This window comes from Paracidovorax sp. MALMAid1276 (genome assembly GCF_049198005.1).
GTDB lineage: Bacteria > Pseudomonadota > Gammaproteobacteria > Burkholderiales > Burkholderiaceae_C > Acidovorax.
Genome location: NZ_JBMIRS010000054.1, coordinates 1 through 20,058 on the forward strand (window position 1 = coordinate 1; position 20,058 = coordinate 20,058).

Here is a 20,058-nt window from a genome sequence, read left to right on the forward strand (position 1 = left end):
GCCTTGCATCCCATCCCGACAAGGCCGCTGCGCGACCCCTGGGAGATCGTAAACACGTTCTAAAGCACCAGTTCTGCGCGCACCGTCTCGAAGGCGGCCAGCGCAGAGGCGCCGTCCAGCCGTTCCAGCCGGGCCAAGGCCTCGGCGTCCTCCACCGTGCTGAATGCCAGGCTGAAGCTCTGGAACCGTCGCCCGGCGAGCGGGCCATGGTGCAGCACTTCCACGCTGACGTGGCGCGGATCGTCGCGGATGCGGTCGATGAGCTTGAGCACCGCCTTCTGCGGGCCTTCAAGCTGCTGGCAAAAGCGTTGCCCGTCAAAGATCAGCAGCCCGGTGATGTCCAGCACGGCATTGGCCTGGCGGGCGCGGGCGGCAATGTCGGCCACCACGCTCAGGGGCTGGCCCGGCGCCAGTGTGCTGACGTAAAGAACCTCGTAGAGGGCTGTGCGGATATCCATATCTGGCCGCCACTGTAGTGTGCGGTCCAGGCAGCGCGCAATGTCAAAAGACACAGGGGTGTCGGCGCGCGGTTCCTGGGGTTGGGAACGACGGCCCCGAGGGGGTGGACGCCGATGGCCCATGCCGTTGCTGGCGGGGCTGCGCACTAGAATTTGCCACCCATGAAAACGCCCGAGCCCGCCGCCGCATGCACGCACACCTGCCACCAGTGCACGCTGCGGCACAGCGGCGCCTTCACGCTGGCCACCCCTGCGCAGCTGGACTTCATCGAAAGCTATCGGCAAGGCGCCGTGGCGGTGCAGGCAGGCCAGGCGCTGGTGCGCGAAGGCCAGGCCAATGCGCAGCTGTTCACGCTGTACACCGGCTGGGCCTTTCGCTTCATGACGCTCAGCGACGGGCGCCGGCAGATCCTGAACTTCGTGCTGCCGGGTGACCTGGTGGGGCTGCAGCAGGAGTTTGGCGAGCTCTCGTCCCACGGCGTGGAGGCATTGACCGACTGCACGCTGTGCGTCTTCCAGCACGACAGCCTGTGGGCGGTGTTCCGCGAACACCCGCGCCTGGGTTATGACGTGACCTGGCTGGCGGCGCACGGCGAAGGCCACCTGGACGAAAACCTGCTGACCACCGGCCGCCGCAACGCCACCGAGCGCGTGGCCATGCTGCTCATGCACCTGCACCGTCGGCTGGACCGCATCGGCCTGGTGGACGCTGACGGCACGGCCGCGTTTCCGTTGACCCAGCAGCACATCGCCGACGCGCTGGGCTTGTCGCTGGTGCACACCAACAAGACCCTGCGCCGCCTGTCGGCCCTGGGCCTGCACGAGCTGAAGAACGGGCGGCTGCGCCTTCTGAACACCCGGGCGCTCGCGCGGATTGCGGAGTACTACAGCCGGCCCCCGCGCCTGCTGCCGCTGCTGTAGGCCGCATAAATCTGATAAAAATATGGCGTAAGCGCTTGATGGATAAGCGCTGATAGCTATCAAAAACATAGCTTTCGAGTGCAGCAAGCACCGCCGATAATCGGGGCCATGCCACATCCCGCATGCAGCCTCCCAGGCCGCGTGCGCCGCAGCCACTCCAGACACAGAGCTTCTTCATGACCCCACTCGACATCCTCATCATGGCGGCCGGCAAGGGCACGCGCATGAAAAGCCGCATTCCCAAAGTGCTGCAGCGCCTGGCCGGGCGGCCGCTGCTGCACCATGTGCTCGACCAGGCGGCGCACCTGCAGGCCCGCAGCGCCATCGTCATCACCGGCCATGGTGCTGCAGAAGTGGAAGCGGCTACCGCAGGCGCAGCAAGCGCTGCAGCCAGTTTTGATCTGAAATTTGTGCGGCAGGAGCCGCAACTGGGCACCGGCCACGCTGTGCAGCAGGCCGTGCCCCATCTGCCTGCCGATGGCATGGCGGTCGTCCTCTCGGGCGATGTGCCCCTGACCCAGGCCGACACCCTGCGTGCCCTGGTGGCGGCCGGCGGCGGCGAAAAGCTTGCGCTGCTCACCGTCACGTTGCCCGACCCCACCGGCTACGGCCGCATCGTGCGCAATGCCGAAGGCGCGGTGCAAGGCATCGTCGAGCACAAGGACGCGAGCGACGCCCAGCGCGCCATCACCGAAATCTACAGCGGCATCATGGCCGTGCCCGCGCGCCTGCTCACGCCCTGGCTGGCGCGGCTGACCAACCACAACGCCCAGGGCGAGTACTACCTCACCGACATCGTCGCCATGGCCGTGGCCGATGGCGTGCCCGTGGTGGCCCACCGCATCAGCGACGCGCTGCAGGTGGCCGGCGTGAACAGCCCGCTGCAGCTGGCCGAGCTGGAGCGCGCCCACCAGTTGCGCCAGGCGCGGGCCCTGATGGAGCAGGGCGTGCGCCTGGCCGACCCGGCGCGGTTCGATGTGCGCGACGATGCCCGCACCGGCGTGCGCGGCGAGCTGCTGTGCGGGCAGGACGTGGAGATCGACGTGAACTGCGTCTTCACCGGCCGCGTGGAGCTGGGCGAAGGCGTGCGCATTGGCGCGAACTGCTGCATTGCCAACGCGCGCGTCGCGGCGGGCGCCGTGATCCACCCGTTCACCCACATCGACGGCGAGCAGGCCGGTGCCACGGTGGGCGAGGGCGCCTTGATCGGCCCCTTTGCCCGCCTGCGCCCGGGCGCACAGCTGGGGCGCGAGGTGCACATCGGCAACTTTGTGGAGGTGAAGAACAGCCAACTCGCCGATGGCGCCAAGGCCAACCACCTGGCCTACCTGGGCGACGCCACGGTGGGCGAGCGCGTGAACTATGGCGCGGGCAGCATCACCGCCAACTACGACGGGGCCAACAAACACCGCACGGTGATCGAGGCCGACGTGCACATCGGCAGCAACTGCGTGCTGGTGGCGCCCGTCACCATCGGGGCGGGCGGCACCGTGGGCGGCGGCAGCACGCTGACCAAGAGCACGCCCCCGGGCGCCCTGACCGTGGCACGCGGCAAGCAGATCACCAAGGAAAACTGGCAACGCCCCGCCAAGCTGCCCAAGGCCCCGTGACGCCTTGCAGAATATCGTGATGGCGCACCCGTCCTCCACCCCGCTGGCAGGTTCGTCGGCTTCTGACGAGGCCACCCACCTGCGCGCCGAACTGGCCCGCAGCCAGCAGCAGGTGGCCGACATGGCCGCCGCGCAGGAGGAGTTTCTGCGCGCCGTGTCGCACGACCTGCGCGCGCCGCTGCGCCATGTCACCGCGTACGGCGCGCTGGTGCGCGAGGTGCTGGGCGACCTGCCGCCCGAAGTGGTGCAGGGCGATCCCGTGCAGGAGGCTTTGGGCTTTCTCGCCACCATGGACCAGTCGGCCCGCCGCATGGGCCAGATGATCGACGGCCTGCAGGCGCTGGTGCGCGTGGGGCGTGCGCCGTTGCACCTGCAGCCCGTGCCGCTGGCTGCGGCGGTGGCGCAGGCGCGCAGCGCGCTGGCCGCGCAGCAGGGCGCGCGTGACGTGGACTGGCAGGTGGCAGAGGGCCTGCCGACGCTGCAGGCCGACCCGGCGCTGCTGCACGAGCTGCTGGTGCAGCTGCTGGGCAATGCGCTCAAGTTCACGCGGCCCGTGGCGCGGGCGCACATCGCCGTGCTGGCCGACGCGGCGGCGCCAGCGGGGGGCGGGGGCTTTGCCGTGCAGGACAACGGGGTGGGTTTTGATCCCGCGCGGGCGTCGGGCCTGTTTGGCGTGTTCCAGCGCCTGCACCGCGAGAACGAATTTGACGGCGTGGGCGCCGGGCTTGCCCTGTGCCGCGCCATTGCGCAGCGGCATGGCGCCGGCATCGGCATCACCGCATCGCCCGCGCCCGACAGCGGCTGCACGGTGCGCGTGGAGTGGCCGGCCGCCGCACTGCGGGGTGCAACGGCGGCATAGGCGCGCGCAGGGCAGAGCGGGCATCGGCCACGGCACGATGACCCGGGCTCGCGCGGGCCTCGTCACACCGCCGGTGCGAGCTCCAGCTCCGCGTGCCAGGCCACCTGGTTGCGGCCCCGATTTTTGGCTGCATACAGCGCCGAGTCGGCGGCGTCGATCCAGGCGCGAAGGTTGCTGTGGCGGTGGTCTGCTGCGGCCACGCCGATGCTGCTGGTGATGCGCAGTCCGGGCAGCTTGCGCAGGCGCACGGCTTCAGCCTGCTCGCGGATGCGTTGGGCAATCGCCATGGCCGCGCTGGCCTGCATGCCGGGTAGGATGATGGCGAACTCGTCGCCACCGTAGCGGCCCGCGCAATCGCCCGCGCGCACGTTGCCGCGTACCACGTGGGCCAGCGCGCGAATCACCTCGTCGCCCACCGTGTGGCCATGCGCGTCATTGATGTGCTTGAAGTGGTCGATGTCCAGCAGCAGCATGCAGGCCGGCTCCCCGCGGGTGTGGTGGCGGCGCAGCGCGGCCTCGGCCTCTTCTTGCCAGTGACCGCGGCCAAACAGGCCCGTCAGCGCGTCCAGGCGCCGCAGCTCGTCCAGTTGCTGGTTCTGTTGCGCCGTCTTGCGGATGAGCCGGTAGCTCACCACACTGACCGAGATGGTGTGCAGCACCATCACCGGCAGGCAGGCCACGATGACGCGCATCGAGGTGTCGGGTGCCCAGTGAAAGCCCGCCAGCATCGCCCCCAACAGCCCGCCCGCCACCATCGCCGGAATGGACCGCGCCCACAGCAGGCGGATGCCCGTGCTGATCTTGTCCACCATGGTCAGCGTGAGCAGCAGCACGCTGGGCAGCAGGTTGAAATGCATCATCGGCACAAAGCTCGCGGCCATGGCCGAGTCGATGAGCAGGTTGCGCGTCTCGGCGCGATAAGGGTCTGCGCTGCGGCGGGTGATGAGGAAGGCCACATGGGGCCAGACAAACGCGGGAAAGACCATCGCCAGCCAGGCATACAGCGACGCCTGCCGCTCCCACAGCACCACGCCCGCCACCATGCCACCCAGCCCCATGCCCAGAATGCGCAAAGGGTAGATCCGGCGAGGCATCTGGCGGCGGCGAGTGGGCATGCGATGACAGGGGGGCGAAAGGGGGCAGGACGATGGCGAGCGCGACGCCCGTGGGGGTGGGGACGGCAGATGGGCTCGTTTCTCTTTGAAGCGTTTGCCGCCCACACCCCGGGTGAGCAAAAGTGGCCGGGAGCTTACCCGTGCATGGCGCGGTAGGCCAGCCGCAAATGGCCGCCCGCGCACCGGCTGTTGGCGGCTTGCGCGCCGCCGTCGCATGCCCGCTGACTCTGAACGGGCGAGCGTCGTAGCAGGTCGCTCAAAAAATGATAGCTGTCAGCGCTTACTGGATAAGCGCTAAAGGCAGTTTTGTATCAAATTTTGCGCGCCGGGTGGCGAAGAAAGCCTTCACATTGCGCACATTGGCGTCGCTGGCAAAAAGCCGCTGCGACACGGCCAGATACCCCGGCATGTCCCGCGTGTGCACCACCAGCACAAAGTCCGGCCCGGGCGACACGCGCCAGCACTGCTGCACGGCCTCGTCGGCCACGGCGCGGGCCTCGAACGCGTCCAGCAGGTCGGTGCCCTGCCGGTCCAGCGACACCTCGACGATGCAGGCCAGACCATGGCCCTGCAGGGCGGCGAGCCGGTCGGGCTGCAGGATGGCCACCTGCCGCTCGATCAGGCCTGCGTCCTGCAGCCGCTTCACGCGGCGCAGGCAGGTGGGGGGCGACACGTGCACCTGCTCGGCCAGCGCCAAGTTGCTTTGGGATGCATCGGTCTGCAGCAGGTCCAGCAGATGAAGATCCACGGTGTCTAGCGTGATGGAATCCATTTTTTATGTAAATAGTTAATAAAAATTTCACCAAGGGATGTGTGTGAAATTTAAATTCAAATTCCCGCGAAATTCAATCACAAATTTATTTGCGGGCTGCCTACCATCGCCGCCATTCCTTCACCCCACCAAGGCAAACACCATGTGCGGCATCGTCGGCGCAGTTTCCACGCGCAACATCGTTCCCATCCTCGTACAGGGCCTGCAGCGGCTGGAGTACCGGGGTTATGACTCGTGCGGCGTGGCCGTGCATGCGTCCAGCCTGGACGCCGCGCGCACCGCCGGCCTGCAGCGCGCCCGCAGCACCGCCCGCGTGGCCGAACTGCTGGAGCAGGTGACCACCGACCACATCGAAGGCGCCACGGGCATCGCCCACACCCGCTGGGCCACCCACGGCGCCCCCGCGGTGCACAACGCCCACCCGCATTTCAGCCACGGCACGGGCGATGTGGGCGGCACACCAGGCCAGAACGAGGGAAGCGACGCGGCCAAACCCGGCCGAGTGGCGCTGGTGCACAACGGCATCATCGAGAACCACGAAGAGCTGCGCCGCACCCTGCAGGCGCGGGGCTACGTGTTTGCCAGCCAGACCGACACCGAAGTCATCGCCCACCTCGTCGACAGCCATTACGACGGCGACCTCTTCAAGGCCGTGCAGGCCGCAGTGGCCGAACTGCACGGCGCCTATGCCATCGCCGTGATCCACAAGGACGAGCCCCACCGCGTGGTGGGCGCGCGCGCGGGCTCGCCGCTGATCCTGGGGGTGGGCGCCGACGCCGCCACGGGCGCAGCGGCCGAGCACTTCCTGGCCAGCGACGCCATGGCCCTGGCCGGCGTCACCGACCAGATCGTGTACCTGGAAGAGGGCGACCTGGTGGACCTGCAACTGGGCCGCTACTGGATCGTGGGCAAGGGCGGCGCATCGCTGAGCCCCGAGCAGCGCCCCGTGCGCACCGTGCATGCCCACAGCGGCGCGGCGGAGCTGGGCCCCTACCGCCACTACATGCAAAAGGAAATCTTCGAGCAGCCCCGCGCCATTGCCGACACGCTCGAAGGTGTGGCGGGCATCGTGCCCGAACTGTTTGACGGCGCCGGCCAGGACGGCCAGCCCGGCGCGGCCGCCTGGCGCGTGTTCAAGGAAATCGACAACGTCCTCATCCTGGCCTGCGGCACCAGCTACTACAGCGGCTGCACCGCCAAATACTGGCTCGAAGACATCGCCGGCATTCCCACCCAGGTGGAAGTGGCCAGCGAATACCGCTACCGCACCAGCGTGCCCAACCCCCGCACCCTGGTCGTCACCATCAGCCAGAGCGGTGAAACCGCCGACACACTGGCCGCGCTGCGCCACGCGCAGTCGCTGGGCATGCAGCACACGCTCACCATCTGCAACGTCGCCACCAGCGCCATGGTGCGCGAATGCAAGCTCGCCTACATCACCCGCGCGGGCGTGGAGATCGGCGTGGCCAGCACCAAGGCCTTCACCACCCAGCTTGCGGGCCTGTTCCTGCTGACCCTGGCGCTGGCCCAAAGCAAAGGCCGCCTGACGGAAGAGCAGGAAGCCGCCCACCTCAAGGCCATGCGCCACCTGCCCGTCGCGCTGCAGGCCGTGCTGGCGCTGGAGCCCCAGCTCATCAGCTGGGCCGGAGACTTCGCGCGCATGGAAAACGCGCTCTTCCTGGGCCGGGGCCTGCACTACCCCATCGCACTGGAAGGCGCCTTGAAGCTCAAGGAAATCAGCTACATCCACGCCGAGGCCTACCCCGCCGGCGAACTCAAGCACGGCCCCCTGGCCCTGGTCACCAGCGCCATGCCCGTGGTCACCGTCGCCCCCAACGATGCCCTGCTCGAAAAGCTCAAGAGCAACATGCAGGAAGTGCGCGCGCGCGGCGGTGTGCTCTACGTGCTGGCCGATGGCGACACCCGCATCGAAAGCGGCGAAGGCCTGCACGTGATCCGCATGCCTGAACACTACGGCCCGCTGAGCCCGCTGCTGCACGTGGTGCCCCTGCAACTGCTGGCCTATCACACCGCCAGCGCACGGGGGACGGACGTGGACAAGCCGCGGAACCTGGCGAAAAGTGTGACGGTGGAGTGAGGGGGCAACCGCGGCTTTTGCCCATGGAAATGGGCGGTGCGGTGGTGTGCTTGGACTGATCGCCGTCTCTTACGGATGAAGTCTCAACGCGCGCCGTGCGAGGGAATGCCGTCCGGAAATCCCTTACGAGACCCTCTTGCACGTCGCACGAAGAATTTTGGGGTGTCGATGTCGAAATCCGGATAGCCGGTGGCGTCTTAAGGTGCCATCCACCGCTGAAAGGAGTTTTCATGGCATCTGACGCTGCTGCGATCTATGCGCTGCACCGGGCCCTCCTGGGGCTGATTCCCTGGTTTCGCGTGAGGGACTGCCTGCCCTTCGCTTCGTTCGGCGGGTGAGCCCGCCCTTCCTCAAGCCGCTTTTGTTCGTCCCTCACATCCATTGAAGAATTCACCATGCAATACATGTTCTTGCTCTACAGCACCCCAGAGGCCGAGCCCACCTATGGCACGCCCGAATTCCAGGCCATGATGGCTGACTTCGCTGCCTTCAGCGAAAAGGCCAAGGCAGATGGCGTTTTTCGTGGCGGAGAAGGCTTGCAAGGCATTGAGACTGCCACCTCCCTCAAAGTGCGCGGCGGCAAGGTCGAGACCATGGACGGCCCGTTCGCCGAAACCCGCGAACACCTGGGCGGTTTCTACGTGCTCGATCTGCCCGACCTGGACACCGCACTGCGCTACGCGGCGCAGATCCCGGTTGCCACCTTCGGCACCGTGGAGGTGCGCCCCTTGTTGAACTACGACCCGGCCAACACCTGATCTGCGGCAGGCGCATGACCACCCCCGCCCAGGGCATCGCAGTCGTCCAGGCGCTGGAGACCGTCTTGCGCCGGGACCGGGGACGGCTGATGGCCGCGCTGACGCATCGGCTCGGGTCGTTCCAGCGCGCCGAAGACGCGCTGCAAGAAGCCAGCCTGTCAGCACTGAGTCACTGGTCACGCGATGGCCTGCCACAGTCACCACCGGGATGGCTGATCAAAGTGGCCTTCCGCAAAGCGCTCGACCAGCTGCGCGCCGAGGGCCGCGACGGCGAGCGCGAAGCGGCTGTACAGCTTGTCAACGAGTTGCTCGGGCAAGACGACCCCGCGCCCATTCCTGACGAGCGGCTTCGCTTGATCTTCACTTGCTGTCACCCTGCGCTGGAGACCAAATCGCGGGTGGCGCTGACCCTGCGAACCGTTTGCGGACTGAACGCCGGCGAAATCGCACGCCTGTTTCTCGATAGCGAAGCCACCATGGGCCAGCGGCTGAGCCGCGCCAAAACCAAGATTGCCAAGTCCGGTATAGCCTATGCCGTGCCGCCACCCGAGCAATGGGACGACCGGCTGCAGGCTGTCCTGACCACCGTCTACCTGATCTTCACCACCGGCTACACCGCTGCACCCGACGAAGCGCGCGATCTGTGCAGCGAAGCACTGTTTCTTGCGCGATTGCTCGATGCGTTATGTCCTGAACAGCCGGAGATCGAAGGGGCGCTCGCCCTGATGCTGCTGACCGATGCCCGCCGGGCGGCGCGGGTCAGTACCTGCGGCGCGACGGTGCCACCCGCCGAACAGGACCGCCGACTCTGGCGCCGCGAAGTAGAGGCAGAGGGGCGGCAAAGGCTGGAGACGGCACTGCGGCGCAAAAGGGCCGGACCGTTCCAGATCAAAGCGGCGATCAGCGCCTGTCAGATGGCCGAACCGGCGCCGGACTGGCCTCAGATTCTTCATCTGTACACGGCGCTGCTACCTCTGGAGCCGACACCGGTGGTGCGTGTCAACCATGCCGTGGCGATGGCCGAGAACGGCCTGCTGGCTGCGGCGTTGGCCACGCTGAACGCGCTGCATGACGCACTGGAAGACTTCCAGCCCTTTCATGCCGCACGTGCTGCCGTGCTCGCCATGGCGGGCCAAACCGAAGGAGCCCGCGTGGCGTACGACCAAGCCATCGCACTGGCGATCCAGGAAAGCGATCGACGGTTTCTGGCAGAACGGGCTGGCCGCCTCTGAGAAAGCCAAATAAAAGCCCAGCCGACGATGGCAGTGAGGATTGGAAGCAGCGCGGCAGGGGGGCATGGGTCGTTGGGCAGCACGCTGGCAACCGTTGATGCCTATCGATTGGTTGCCCCACTGGGAGCAATCTTGCCAATGCCCGTTATGCCGCCGCGCGCAGCTGCTGCGCCGCAGCCACCATGTTGCGCAGCGCGGGCACCACCTCGGTCCACTGGCGGGTCTTGAGGCCGCAGTCCGGGTTCACCCACAGGCGCTCGGCGGGGATGCGTTCGGCGGCCTTTTGCATGAGCTGCACGATGTGGCCCACGCTCGGGATGTTGGGCGAGTGGATGTCGTACACGCCGGGCCCGATTTCGTTGGGGTACTGGAAGTGCTCGAACGCGTCCAGCAACTCCATGTCCGAGCGCGAGGTTTCGATGGTGATCACGTCGGCGTCCATGCGGGCGATGGCATCCAGGATGTCGTTGAACTCCGAATAGCACATGTGCGTGTGGATCTGCGTGTCGTCGCGCACGCCGTTGGCCGTGATGCGGAACGACTCCACGGCCCAGGCCAGGTAGTTCTTCCACTGTGCGCGGCGCAGGGGCAGGCCTTCGCGCAGCGCGGCCTCGTCGATCTGGATCACGCGCACGCCAGCCGCCTCCAGGTCCAGCACCTCCTGGCGGATGGCCAGCGCAAGCTGCTTGCACGATGTGGCGCGCGGCTGGTCGTCGCGCACGAAGGACCAGTTGAGCAGGGTCACCGGGCCGGTGAGCATGCCCTTCAGGGGTTTGCGGGTGAGGGACTGCGCGAAAGTGATCCACTCCACCGTCATGGCGCGCGGGCGGCGGATGTCGCCGAACAGGATGGGCGGCTTCACGCAGCGCGAGCCATAGGATTGCACCCAGCCGAACTGGCTGAACGCATAGCCTTCGAGCTGCTCGCCAAAGTATTCGACCATGTCGTTGCGCTCGGCTTCTCCATGCACCAGCACGTCCAGGCCCAGCGCTTCCTGCTCGCGCACGCTGCGTTCGATTTCGGCACGCATGGCGGCGTGGTAGCCGGCGTCGCCCAGGCGGCCTGCCTTGTATTCGCTGCGTGCGTGGCGGATGTCCGCAGTCTGCGGAAATGAGCCGATGGTGGTGGTGGGGTAGGCGGGCAACTGCAGGTGGGTGGCCTGAAGGGGGGCGCGCTGGGCATAGCTGTTTTGGCGCAAGCCGATGCGCGGCTCCGCGCCGGCCACGGCGGCCTGCACGGCGGGGTTGTGCACCCGCGCAGAGCTGCGGCGAGCGGCCAGCGCGACACGGTTGGCCGCCAGCGCTTCGCTCACGGCGTTGCGGCCTTCATTCAGTGCGCGGCCCAGCACACGCAGCTCGTCCAGCTTTTGCAGCGCAAAGGCCAGCCAGCTTTTCACGTCATCATCCAGCGACTGCTCTTGCGCGAGGTCCACCGGCACGTGCAGCAGCGAGCACGACGGCGCAATCCACAGCCGGTCGCCCAGGCGGTCGGCCAGGGGCTCCAGCCAGTCCAACACGGCGTTCAGATCGGTCTTCCAGATGTTGCGGCCGTTGATGACGCCCAGCGACAGCACCTTGTGCGCGGGCAGCAGATTGAGCAGGGGCGGCACGCCGTCGCGGTCGTTCACCGCGTCAATGTGCAGGCCGGCTACGGGCAGGTTGGCGGCGAGATACGCGTTCTCTTGCAGCTGGCCGAAGTAGGTGGCCAGCAGCAGCTTGACCTTGGCCGTCTTGAGCTGGTGGTAGGCCGTGGTGTAGGCGTACTGCCAGTCGGCGTCCAGCTCGGTCACCAGCGCGGGCTCGTCGATCTGCACCCATTCCACGCCCTGCGCCGCCAGCGTGTCCAGCAGCTTGGTGTAGGCCCCCAGCAGGCGCGGCAGCAGGGCCAGCTTGTCCGATCCGTCCTTGGCCTTGGCGATATGCAGGTAGGTGACGGGGCCGATGAGGACTGGTTTGGCGGGCACGCCCTGCGCGCGGGCCTCGGCCAGCTGCTGCAGCAGGCGGGATGCGTCGGGCTTGAACTGCGTGGCCGCCGTGAGCTCCGGCACGATGTAGTGGTAGTTGGTGTCGAACCACTTGGTCATCTCGCCGGCCGCCACGCCGCCGCAGCAGGCGCCATGGTCTTCCGCGCCCTGGGCCGACCGCCCGCGGGCCACGCGGAAGTAGTTGTCCAGCGCGTCGCCGTGAAAGCCCTGCACGCGCTCGGGCAGGTTGCCCAGGGTGAAGCTCATGTCCAGCACCTGGTCGTAGAAGGCGAAGTCGCCCACGGGCACCCGGTCCAGTCCGTGCTGGTCGGCCCAGTGTTTTTGCCGAAGCTGGGCGCCCAGTGCCTGCAGGGCTTCGCGGGAGGACTCACCCTTCCAGTACGCCTCCAGCGCGAACTTGAGTTCGCGGCGGGCGCCGATGCGGGGAAAGCCGAGGTTGTGCAGGGTGATGGTCATGGATGGATCGCGCTGAAACGGGGTGAATGGATGAACGTCAGGGCGCGATGGTAGGCAGCCATAGCCATGAAGTAAAATGGTCTTATCTCACAGATCAATGAGTTTTACTCATTTGAAAATGCTCGAACGTATTCACCTGGCCATCGTTCAAGAGGTGGAAAAGCAGGGTTCGCTGACCGCCGCGGCCGATGTGCTGTGCGTCACGCAGTCGGCGCTGAGCCACAGCATGAAGAAGCTGGAGCAGCAGCTGGGCACCGACATCTGGCTGCGCGAGGGCCGCAGCCTGCGGCTGACGCAGGCCGGGCAGTACCTGCTGGCCGTGGCGGGCCGCGTGCTGCCGCAGCTGGACCTGGCAGAAAGCCAGCTGCGTCAGTTTGCGCAGGGCGAGCGCGGCACGCTGCGCATTGGCATGGAATGTCACCCGTGCTACCAATGGCTGCTGAAGATCGTCTCGCCCTATCTGGCCGCCTGGTCCGATGTGGATGTGGACGTGAAGCAGAAATTCCAGTTTGGCGGCATCGGTGCGCTGTTCGGGTATGAGATCGACCTGCTCGTCACGCCCGACCCGCTGTACAAGCCCGGCCTGCATTTCGAGCCCGTGTTCGACTACGAACAGGTGCTGGTGGTGGCCAGCGGCCACCCGCTGGCCCAGCAGGCCTACGCCAAGCCCGCACAGCTTGCGCGCGAGACGCTGATCACCTACCCCGTCAGCCCCGAGCGGCTGGACGTGTACACCCAGTTCCTGGCGCCGGCGGGCATTGCGCCGCACCGGCACAAGACCATCGAGACCACGGACATCATGCTGCAGATGGTGGCCAGCGGCCGTGGCGTGGCGGCCCTGCCGCGCTGGCTGGCGCTGGAATATGCCAACAAGATGGATGTGGTGCCCGTGAAGCTCGGCCGCCAGGGCATTGCCAAGCAGATCCACCTGGGCGCAAGGGCGGCCGATGTGGACATCGACTATCTGCGAGCGTTTGTGGAGCTGGCCCGCAGCGCCGCCGTCTGACAGAAACAGAGGCAGTGACAGTGGAGGGGCCGCAAGGGCCTGCGCGCATCGGCGCTTGCCAGGGATCAGCGCCGCGTGGGAATGCGCAGCACCACGATGGCGCCCACGGCGCCAGCGGCCAGCACGGCAGCCTGCGCCAGCGGGCGCCCTGCCAGTCCCCACAGTGCCGACACCGCCACCATCACCGACATGGAGCCCACGGCCAGGGCCTTGGTGCGGGGTGTCAGGCTGCGGTGCGCTTCCCAGTCGCGCACCATGGGGCCGAACAGGCGGTGGGCCAGTAGCCACGCGTGCAAACGTGGTGAGGCTTTGGCAAAACACGCGGCGGCCAGCAGCACAAACGGCGTGGTGGGCAGGCCGGGCAGAAAAATGCCCACCACACCCAGCAGCAGCGACAGGCACCCAGCGGCCGCATACAGCGCCCGCATGCCACGCCGCGTGCGGGACAGTGGCGTGTCGGCGCTGGGGCGCGTATCGGGCAGGTTCGGCATGGCGGGGACCATACCAGACACGCCCGCTGCCCGCCCATTCAGCGGTAGCGCTGCTCCAGCGCATCCCAGTGGGGCTTGCCCACCAGGCGCTGCCGCTCGGCAAACGGCGTGACGAGGCCACTGTCTTCGCGCACTTCCTTCGCGTCGCGCAGCGTGGTCAGCACGTTGTGCATGCCCATCACCGCACCCTGCAACGCCGCGTTGGCATACAGCACGATGCCGTAGCCCAGCTCGCCCAATTGTTGGGCGTTGAAGATCGGCGTCTTGCCGCCAATCACCATGTTCATGAGCTGGGGCTTGCTGGACAGCCGCTGGGGCAGGGCGCGCACTTCTTCGGCCTTTGTCACGGCCTCCACAAACAGGATGTCGGCCCCGGCCTCGGCAAACTTCTGCGCGCGTTCTACCGCAGCTTCAAAGCCGTGGGTGGCCGCCGCGTCGGTGCGCGCCATGATGAGCAAGTCCGAATCGCGCCGCGCGTCCACGGCGGCCTTGATCTTGCTCACGGCCTCTTCGGTGCTGATGACCTCCTTGCCATTGAAGTGCCCGCAACGCTTGGGTGCCACCTGGTCTTCGAGCTGGATGCAGTCGGCCCCGGCGCGCTCCAGCGTGCGCACGGTGTGCACCACGTTCAGCGCGTTGCCAAAGCCGGTGTCGGCGTCCACGATCAGCGGCACCTCCACCGCATCGCGGATGCGGGCCGTGTGCTCGGCAATTTCGCGCAGGCCCATGAAGCCCTGGTCGGGCATGCCGAACCACATGTTGGTGACGCCTGCGCCCGTGACGTAGATGGCCTGGAAGCCGAGGTCGGCGACCACCTTGGCGGACAGGGCGTTGAAGGCGCCGGGCACGATCAGGCCGTTGCGGGCTTCGACGAGTTGCTTGAGTTGTTGGCGGGTAGACATGGTGGATTTATGAATAAAAATGGCCGCCAGCGCTTGATGGTTAAGCGCTGATAGCTATGAAATCAGGAGTGTCTGGCTTGGCATGCAACCACTTGTACCGTTCACGCTGAGCCTGCCGAAACGCCCCGAAGCGCCGCGCAGGGCTTCGACAGGCTCAGCCCGAACGGATTTTTGAAGTTCCGAAATACCGATCCCACAATGTTGTGGGGCTTCAGGCCAGATCGCCTGGCACCCGCACCCAGCCCTCCATCAGGATGCGTGCGCTGCGGCTCATCAAGGCCTTGGTCACCGTCCACTGGCCGTTGACTTGCGCGGCCTCGGCGCCCACGCGCAGCGTGCCGGAGGGGTGGCCAAAGCGCACGGAGCCTGGCACGGCGCCTGGCACGGCGTTGCGCGCGCCGCCGCCCGCAGCCAGGTTCACCAGCGTGCCCGGCACCGCAGCGGCGGTGCCAATGGCCACGGCGGCTGTGCCCATCATGGCGTGGTGCAGCTTGCCCATCGACAGCGCCCGCACCAGCAAGTCCACGTCGCCCGCCTGCACGGCCTTGCCGCTGGATGCGGTGTAGGCCGCAGGCGGCGCCACGAAGGCGATCTTGGGTGTGTGCTGGCGCGTGGCGGCTTCGGCCACGTCTTTGATCAGTCCCATCTTCACGGCGCCCCAGGCGCGGATGGTTTCGAGGCGTACCAAGGCGGCCTGGTCTTCGTTGATGTCGGCTTGCAGCTCGGTGCCGGTGTAGCGCAGGTCGCGGGCGTTGAGGAAGATGGTGGGGATGCCTGCGTTGATGAGCGTGGCCTGGAAGCTGCCGACACCGGGTACTTCGAGCGTATCGACCACATTGCCGGTAGGAAACATGGCGCCGCCTTCACCCCCCCCTTCGTCGGCCGGGTCCAGAAACTCCAGCGCCACCTCGGCGGCCGGGAAGGTCACGCCGTCCAGTTCAAAGTCGCCCGTCTCCTGCACCTGCCCGTCGGTGATGGGCACATGCGCCACGATGGTCTTGCCGATGTTGGCCTGCCAGATGCGCACGGTGCACACGCCGCTGTGCGGAATGCGCGCGGCATCGATCAGCCCCATGTGGATGGCGCACGGCCCCACGGCGGCCGAGAGGTTGCCGCAGTTGCCGCTCCAGTCCACAAACGGTTGGTCGATGGACACCTGGCCAAACAGGTAGTCCACGTCGTGCCCCGGCTGGGTGGCGGGCGCGAGGATCACCACCTTGGACGTGGACGAAGTGGCGCCGCCCATGCCATCGGTCTGCTTGCCATACGGGTCGGGGCTGCCCACCACGCGCAGCAGCAGCGCGTCGCGCGCGGGGCCGGGCTGTCGGGCTGCGACGGGTAGGTCTTCCAGCCGGAAGAACACGCCTTTGCTGGTGCCACCGCGCAGGTAGGTGGCGGGGATTTTGATTTGGGGTTTGCTCATTTTTTGATAGCTGCTTGCGCTTTATGAGAAAGAGCTGGCGGCAGATTTTGCATTGGATTCCAAAAAATCCTGCGCAAACCGCTGCAGCACACCCCCCGCTTCGTACACCGAAACTTCCTCGGCCGTATCCAGCCGGCAAATCACGGGCACTTGCAGCGTCTCGCCACTGCGGCGGTACACCACCAGCGTGAGGGTGGCGCCCGGGGTGCGCTCGCCCAAAACATCGTAGGTTTCGGTGCCATCCAGCCCCAGCGTCAGGCGGGTCACGCCGGGCGTGAACTCCAGCGGCAGCACGCCCATGCCGATCAGGTTGGTGCGGTGGATGTGTTCAAAGCCCTCGGCCACCACCGTCTCCACACCCGCCAGGCGCACGCCCTTGGCGGCCCAGTCGCGACTCGACCCTTGGCCGTAGTCGGCCCCGGCAATGATGAGCAGCGGCTGGCGGCGCTGCAGGTAGGTCTCCATCGCCTCCCACATGCGCACCACGCGGCCCTCGGGTTCGATGCGTGCCAGCGATCCCTTTTGCACCCGGCCATCCACCACCGCCATTTCATTGACGAGCTGCGGATTGGCAAACGTGGCGCGCATGGCGGTGAGGTGGTCGCCCCGGTGGGTGGCGTAGGAGTTGAAGTCCTCCTCGGGCACGCCCATCTTCGCCAGGTACTCGCCCGCCGCGCTGTCGGCCAGGATGGCGTTGGACGGCGACAGGTGGTCGGTGGTGATGTTGTCGCCCAGCAGGGCCAGCGGGCGCATGTTTTTCAGCGTGCGCGGAAAGGCCGCGAGCGCGCCCACGCCTTCGGTGTCCCAATACGGCGGGCGGCGGATGTAGGTGGACTCTGGGCGCCAGTCGTACTGCGGGCTCACGGCTTTGCCGTCGTCGTTGCGGATGGCGAACATGGGCTGGTACACCGCGCGAAAGTGCGCGGGCTTCACGGCCTGGGCCACGATGGCGTCAATCTCTTCATCGCTGGGCCACAGGTCCTTCAGGCGCACGGGCTGGCCGTCCACCACGGCAAAGGCGTCGTTCTCGATGTCAAAGCGCACGGTGCCTGCGAGGGCATAGGCCACCACCAGCGGCGGACTGGCCAGGAAGGCCTGCCTGGCGTACGGATGGATGCGTCCATCAAAGTTGCGGTTACCCGAGAGCACGGCCGTGGCGTACAGGTCGCGGTCGATGATCTCTTGCTGGATGGCGGGGGCCAGCGCGCCGCTCATGCCGTTGCAGGTGGTGCAGGCAAAGGCCACGATGCCAAAGCCCAACGCCTCCAGGTCGGCCAGCAGGCCGGCTTCTTTCAGATACAGCTCCACGGCCTTGGAGCCGGGCGCCAGCGAGGTCTTGACCCAGGGCTTGCGCGCCAGGCCCAGGCGGCGGGCATTGCGCGCCAGCAGGGCTGCGGCGATGACGTTGCGCGGGTTGCTGGTGTTGGTGCAGCTGGTGATGGCCGCGATGATGACGGCGCCATCGGGCATGCGGCCGGGCTCTTGCCCCCACGGGGCGGCAATGCCGCGCTCGGCCAGTGCGGTGGTGGGCAGGCGGCGGTGCGGGTTGCTGGGGCCTGCCATGTTGCGCACCACGGTGCCCAGGTCAAAGCGCAGCACGCGCTCGTACTGCACTTCGCGCAGCGTGTCGGCCCACAGGCCTGCGGCGCGGGCATAGGTCTCCACCAGCCGCACCTGCTCGGGCGCGCGGTCGGTCAGGCGCAGGTACTCGGTGGTCTGCGCATCGATGTAGAACAGCGCGGCGGTGGCACCGTATTCGGGGCACATGTTGCTGATGGTGGCGCGGTCTCCGATGGACAGGCTCTCGGCGCCATCGCCGAAGAATTCCACATAGGCGCCCACAACCTTTTCTTGGCGCAGGAACTCGGTCAGCGCCAGGGCGATGTCGGTGGCGGTGATGCCGGGCTGGCGTTGGCCCGCGAGTTGCACGCCCACGATCTCGGGCAGGCGCATCCAGCTGGCGCGGCCCAGCATCACGTTCTCGGCTTCGAGCCCGCCCACGCCCACAGCGATCACGCCGAGCGCATCCACATGGGGCGTGTGGCTGTCGGTGCCTACGCAGGTGTCGGGGAAGGCCACGCAATCTTGTACGCAGACCACGGGCGACATCTTCTCCAGGTTGATCTGGTGCATGATCCCGTTGCCCGCCGGGATCACCTCCACGTTGGCGAACGCTTTCTTCGTCCACTCGATGAAGTGAAAGCGGTCCTCGTTGCGGCGGTCTTCAATGGCGCGGTTCTTGGCAAAGGCGTCGGGGTCGTCGCCCCCGCACTCCACGGCCAGCGAGTGGTCCACGATGAGCTGCACCGTCACCACCGGGTTCACCGCCGCAGGGTCGCCCCCTTCTTTCGCAATCGCATCGCGCAGGCCCGCCAGGTCCACCAGCGCCGTCTGGCCCAGGATGTCATGGCACACCACACGCACTGGGTACCACGGAAAGTCGATGCTGCGCTGACGTTTGATGAGCTGGCGCAGGTAGGTGGCGAGCTGCGCAGGGTCGGCGCGGCGCACCAGGTTTTCGGCGTGCACGCGGGCGGTGTAGGGCAGCGCGGCCCAGGCGCCGGGCTGCAGCGCATTCACGGCTTCGCGCGCGTCGTAGTGGCTCAGCCCCGTGCCAGCGAGGGGTTTACGGTGGGCGGTGTTCGTCATGTCGCGGGGAAGGTTTTACTATTGTTTTTATAGCGGACAGCGCTTTCTGCTAAAGCGATTCAAGACAAAATGGCTTGAATCCTATATTTGGCGAGCGCTGACCGCTATGAATTGGCTAGCAACGCTGGTCGATGGGCACAAACGCCTGGTCTTCCGGCCCCGTGTAGTGGGCGCTGGGGCGGATGATCTTGTTGTCCGTGCGTTGCTCGATCACGTGCGCCGCCCAGCCGCTGGTGCGGGCGATCACGAACAGCGGCGTGAACATGGCGGTGGGCACGCCCATCATGTGGTAGCTCACGGCGCTGAACCAGTCGAGGTTGGGGAACATTTTTTTCACGTCCCACATCACCGACTCCAGCCGCTCGGCAATGTCGAACATCTTGGTCGATCCGGCCTCTTGCGACAGGCGTTTCGCCACGCCTTTGATGACGACGTTGCGCGGGTCGCTCACGGTGTAGACCGGGTGGCCGAAGCCGATCACCACCTCCTTGGCCTCCACGCGGCGGCGGATGTCGGCCTCGGCCTGCTCGGGGTTGTCGTAGCGCTTCTGGATCTCGAACGCCACTTCGTTCGCTCCGCCGTGCTTGGGGCCGCGCAGCGCGCCAATCGCCCCCGCAATGCTCGAATACATGTCGCTGCCCGTGCCTGCGATCACCCGCGCCGTGAAGGTGCTGGCATTGAATTCGTGCTCGGCATATAGGTTGAGCGAGGTGTGCATGGCGCGCACCCAGCCATCGGGCGGCGGGGTGCCATGCAGCAGGTGCAGAAAGTGGCCGCCGATGGAGTCGTCCTCCGTCTCCACCGCGATGCGGCGGCCCGAGTTGCTGAAGTGGTACCAGTACAGCAGCATGCTGCCCAGGCTGGCCATCAGACGGTCGGCGATGTCGCGCGCGCCAGGCAGGCTGTGGTCGTCCTTCTCGGGCAGGATGCAGCCCAGGGCCGACACGCCGGTGCGCATCACATCCACGGGGTGTGCGCTGGCGGGCAGGCGCTCCAGGGCCTCCTTCACGCTGGCGGGCAGGCCGCGCAGGGCGCGCAGCTTGGTTTTGTAGGCCTTCAGTTCTGCCTGGGTGGGCAGCTTACCGTGCACCAGCAGGTGGGCGATTTCCTCAAACTCGCAGACCTCGGCCATGTCCAGGATGTCGTAGCCACGGTAGTGCAGGTCGTTGCCCGTGCGGCCCACGGTGCACAGGGCGGTGTTGCCGGCGGCGACGCCCGACAGGGCGACGGACTTCTTGGGCTTGAAGAAAGCGGGCGCGGGTGCTGCGGCTTCGGTGGTCGTGCTGCTCATGGGGTGGTCTCCGGTATCAGGTAGGCGATCGTG

The 20,058-nt window shown here is 67.0% G+C and carries 16 protein-coding genes; 7 read left to right on the top strand and 9 right to left on the bottom strand.

What is annotated here, in order from left to right; genetic code table 11:
• Positions 1-59 precede the first annotated feature (59 nt).
• The gene (locus tag ACOQFS_RS03245; protein WP_421561536.1) at positions 60-458 is read right to left on the bottom strand and encodes a BLUF domain-containing protein; all 399 of its coding nucleotides are present in this window, start codon (positions 456-458) and stop codon (positions 60-62) included.
• A gap of 162 nt (positions 459-620) precedes the next feature.
• Here ACOQFS_RS03245 and ACOQFS_RS03250 point away from each other — a divergent pair, with 162 nt between their 5' ends.
• The 3 genes from ACOQFS_RS03250 (at position 621) to ACOQFS_RS03260 (ending at position 3,848) form a co-directional block, all read left to right on the top strand.
• On the top strand, positions 621-1,379 hold the full coding sequence (locus ACOQFS_RS03250; RefSeq protein WP_421561537.1) for a Crp/Fnr family transcriptional regulator: 759 nt from the start codon (positions 621-623) through the stop codon (positions 1,377-1,379).
• Between the two features lie 176 nt (positions 1,380-1,555).
• Positions 1,556-2,989 (top strand): bifunctional UDP-N-acetylglucosamine diphosphorylase/glucosamine-1-phosphate N-acetyltransferase GlmU, encoded by a 1,434-nt coding sequence (gene glmU / locus ACOQFS_RS03255; RefSeq protein ID WP_421561538.1) that lies wholly within the window; start codon positions 1,556-1,558, stop codon positions 2,987-2,989.
• Positions 2,990-3,008: 19 nt separating this feature from the next.
• Positions 3,009-3,848, top strand: a complete 840-nt coding sequence (locus tag ACOQFS_RS03260; RefSeq protein ID WP_421561558.1) for a sensor histidine kinase — start codon at positions 3,009-3,011, stop codon at positions 3,846-3,848.
• 62 nt (positions 3,849-3,910) lie between these two features.
• Here the strand turns inward: ACOQFS_RS03260 and ACOQFS_RS03265 are convergent, their stop codons facing one another.
• Both ACOQFS_RS03265 and ACOQFS_RS03270 read right to left on the bottom strand, forming a co-directional pair.
• Entirely contained in the window at positions 3,911-4,963 is a 1,053-nt protein-coding gene (locus ACOQFS_RS03265) for a diguanylate cyclase (protein WP_421561539.1), read from the bottom strand.
• A 280-nt stretch (positions 4,964-5,243) separates the two neighbouring features.
• Positions 5,244-5,735, bottom strand: coding sequence for an Lrp/AsnC family transcriptional regulator (locus tag ACOQFS_RS03270; RefSeq protein ID WP_421561540.1), 492 nt, complete (start codon positions 5,733-5,735; stop codon positions 5,244-5,246).
• A 142-nt stretch (positions 5,736-5,877) separates the two neighbouring features.
• Here ACOQFS_RS03270 and glmS point away from each other — a divergent pair, with 142 nt between their 5' ends.
• From glmS to ACOQFS_RS03285, 3 genes are all read left to right on the top strand, one after another.
• Positions 5,878-7,833, top strand: a complete 1,956-nt coding sequence (gene glmS / locus ACOQFS_RS03275; protein ID WP_421561541.1) for a glutamine--fructose-6-phosphate transaminase (isomerizing) — start codon at positions 5,878-5,880, stop codon at positions 7,831-7,833.
• Between the two features lie 395 nt (positions 7,834-8,228).
• Entirely contained in the window at positions 8,229-8,591 is a 363-nt protein-coding gene (locus tag ACOQFS_RS03280; RefSeq protein ID WP_421561542.1) for a YciI family protein, read from the top strand.
• Between the two features lie 14 nt (positions 8,592-8,605).
• Entirely contained in the window at positions 8,606-9,823 is a 1,218-nt protein-coding gene (locus ACOQFS_RS03285) for an RNA polymerase sigma factor (RefSeq protein ID WP_421561543.1), read from the top strand.
• Positions 9,824-9,968: 145 nt separating this feature from the next.
• Here the strand turns inward: ACOQFS_RS03285 and metE are convergent, their stop codons facing one another.
• Entirely contained in the window at positions 9,969-12,263 is a 2,295-nt protein-coding gene (metE, locus tag ACOQFS_RS03290; RefSeq protein WP_421561544.1) for a 5-methyltetrahydropteroyltriglutamate--homocysteine S-methyltransferase, read from the bottom strand.
• A 118-nt stretch (positions 12,264-12,381) separates the two neighbouring features.
• On the opposite strand from metE, the gene ACOQFS_RS03295 reads away from it, so the two are divergent.
• Entirely contained in the window at positions 12,382-13,269 is an 888-nt protein-coding gene (locus ACOQFS_RS03295; RefSeq protein WP_421561545.1) for a LysR family transcriptional regulator, read from the top strand.
• 65 nt (positions 13,270-13,334) lie between these two features.
• Here the strand turns inward: ACOQFS_RS03295 and ACOQFS_RS03300 are convergent, their stop codons facing one another.
• From ACOQFS_RS03300 to prpC, 5 genes are all read right to left on the bottom strand, one after another.
• Entirely contained in the window at positions 13,335-13,760 is a 426-nt protein-coding gene (locus tag ACOQFS_RS03300) for a YbaN family protein (protein WP_421561546.1), read from the bottom strand.
• A gap of 38 nt (positions 13,761-13,798) precedes the next feature.
• Positions 13,799-14,662, bottom strand: coding sequence for an isocitrate lyase/PEP mutase family protein (locus ACOQFS_RS03305; protein WP_421561547.1), 864 nt, complete (start codon positions 14,660-14,662; stop codon positions 13,799-13,801).
• 211 nt (positions 14,663-14,873) lie between these two features.
• Positions 14,874-16,085: a 2-methylaconitate cis-trans isomerase PrpF gene (prpF, locus tag ACOQFS_RS03310; RefSeq protein ID WP_421561548.1), complete on the bottom strand. Its 1,212-nt coding sequence runs from the start codon at positions 16,083-16,085 to the stop codon at positions 14,874-14,876.
• A gap of 21 nt (positions 16,086-16,106) precedes the next feature.
• On the bottom strand, positions 16,107-18,734 hold the full coding sequence (gene acnD / locus ACOQFS_RS03315) for a Fe/S-dependent 2-methylisocitrate dehydratase AcnD (protein WP_421561549.1): 2,628 nt from the start codon (positions 18,732-18,734) through the stop codon (positions 16,107-16,109).
• 115 nt (positions 18,735-18,849) lie between these two features.
• Positions 18,850-20,025, bottom strand: coding sequence for a bifunctional 2-methylcitrate synthase/citrate synthase (prpC, locus tag ACOQFS_RS03320; protein WP_421561550.1), 1,176 nt, complete (start codon positions 20,023-20,025; stop codon positions 18,850-18,852).
• Positions 20,026-20,058: the final 33 nt, after the last annotated feature.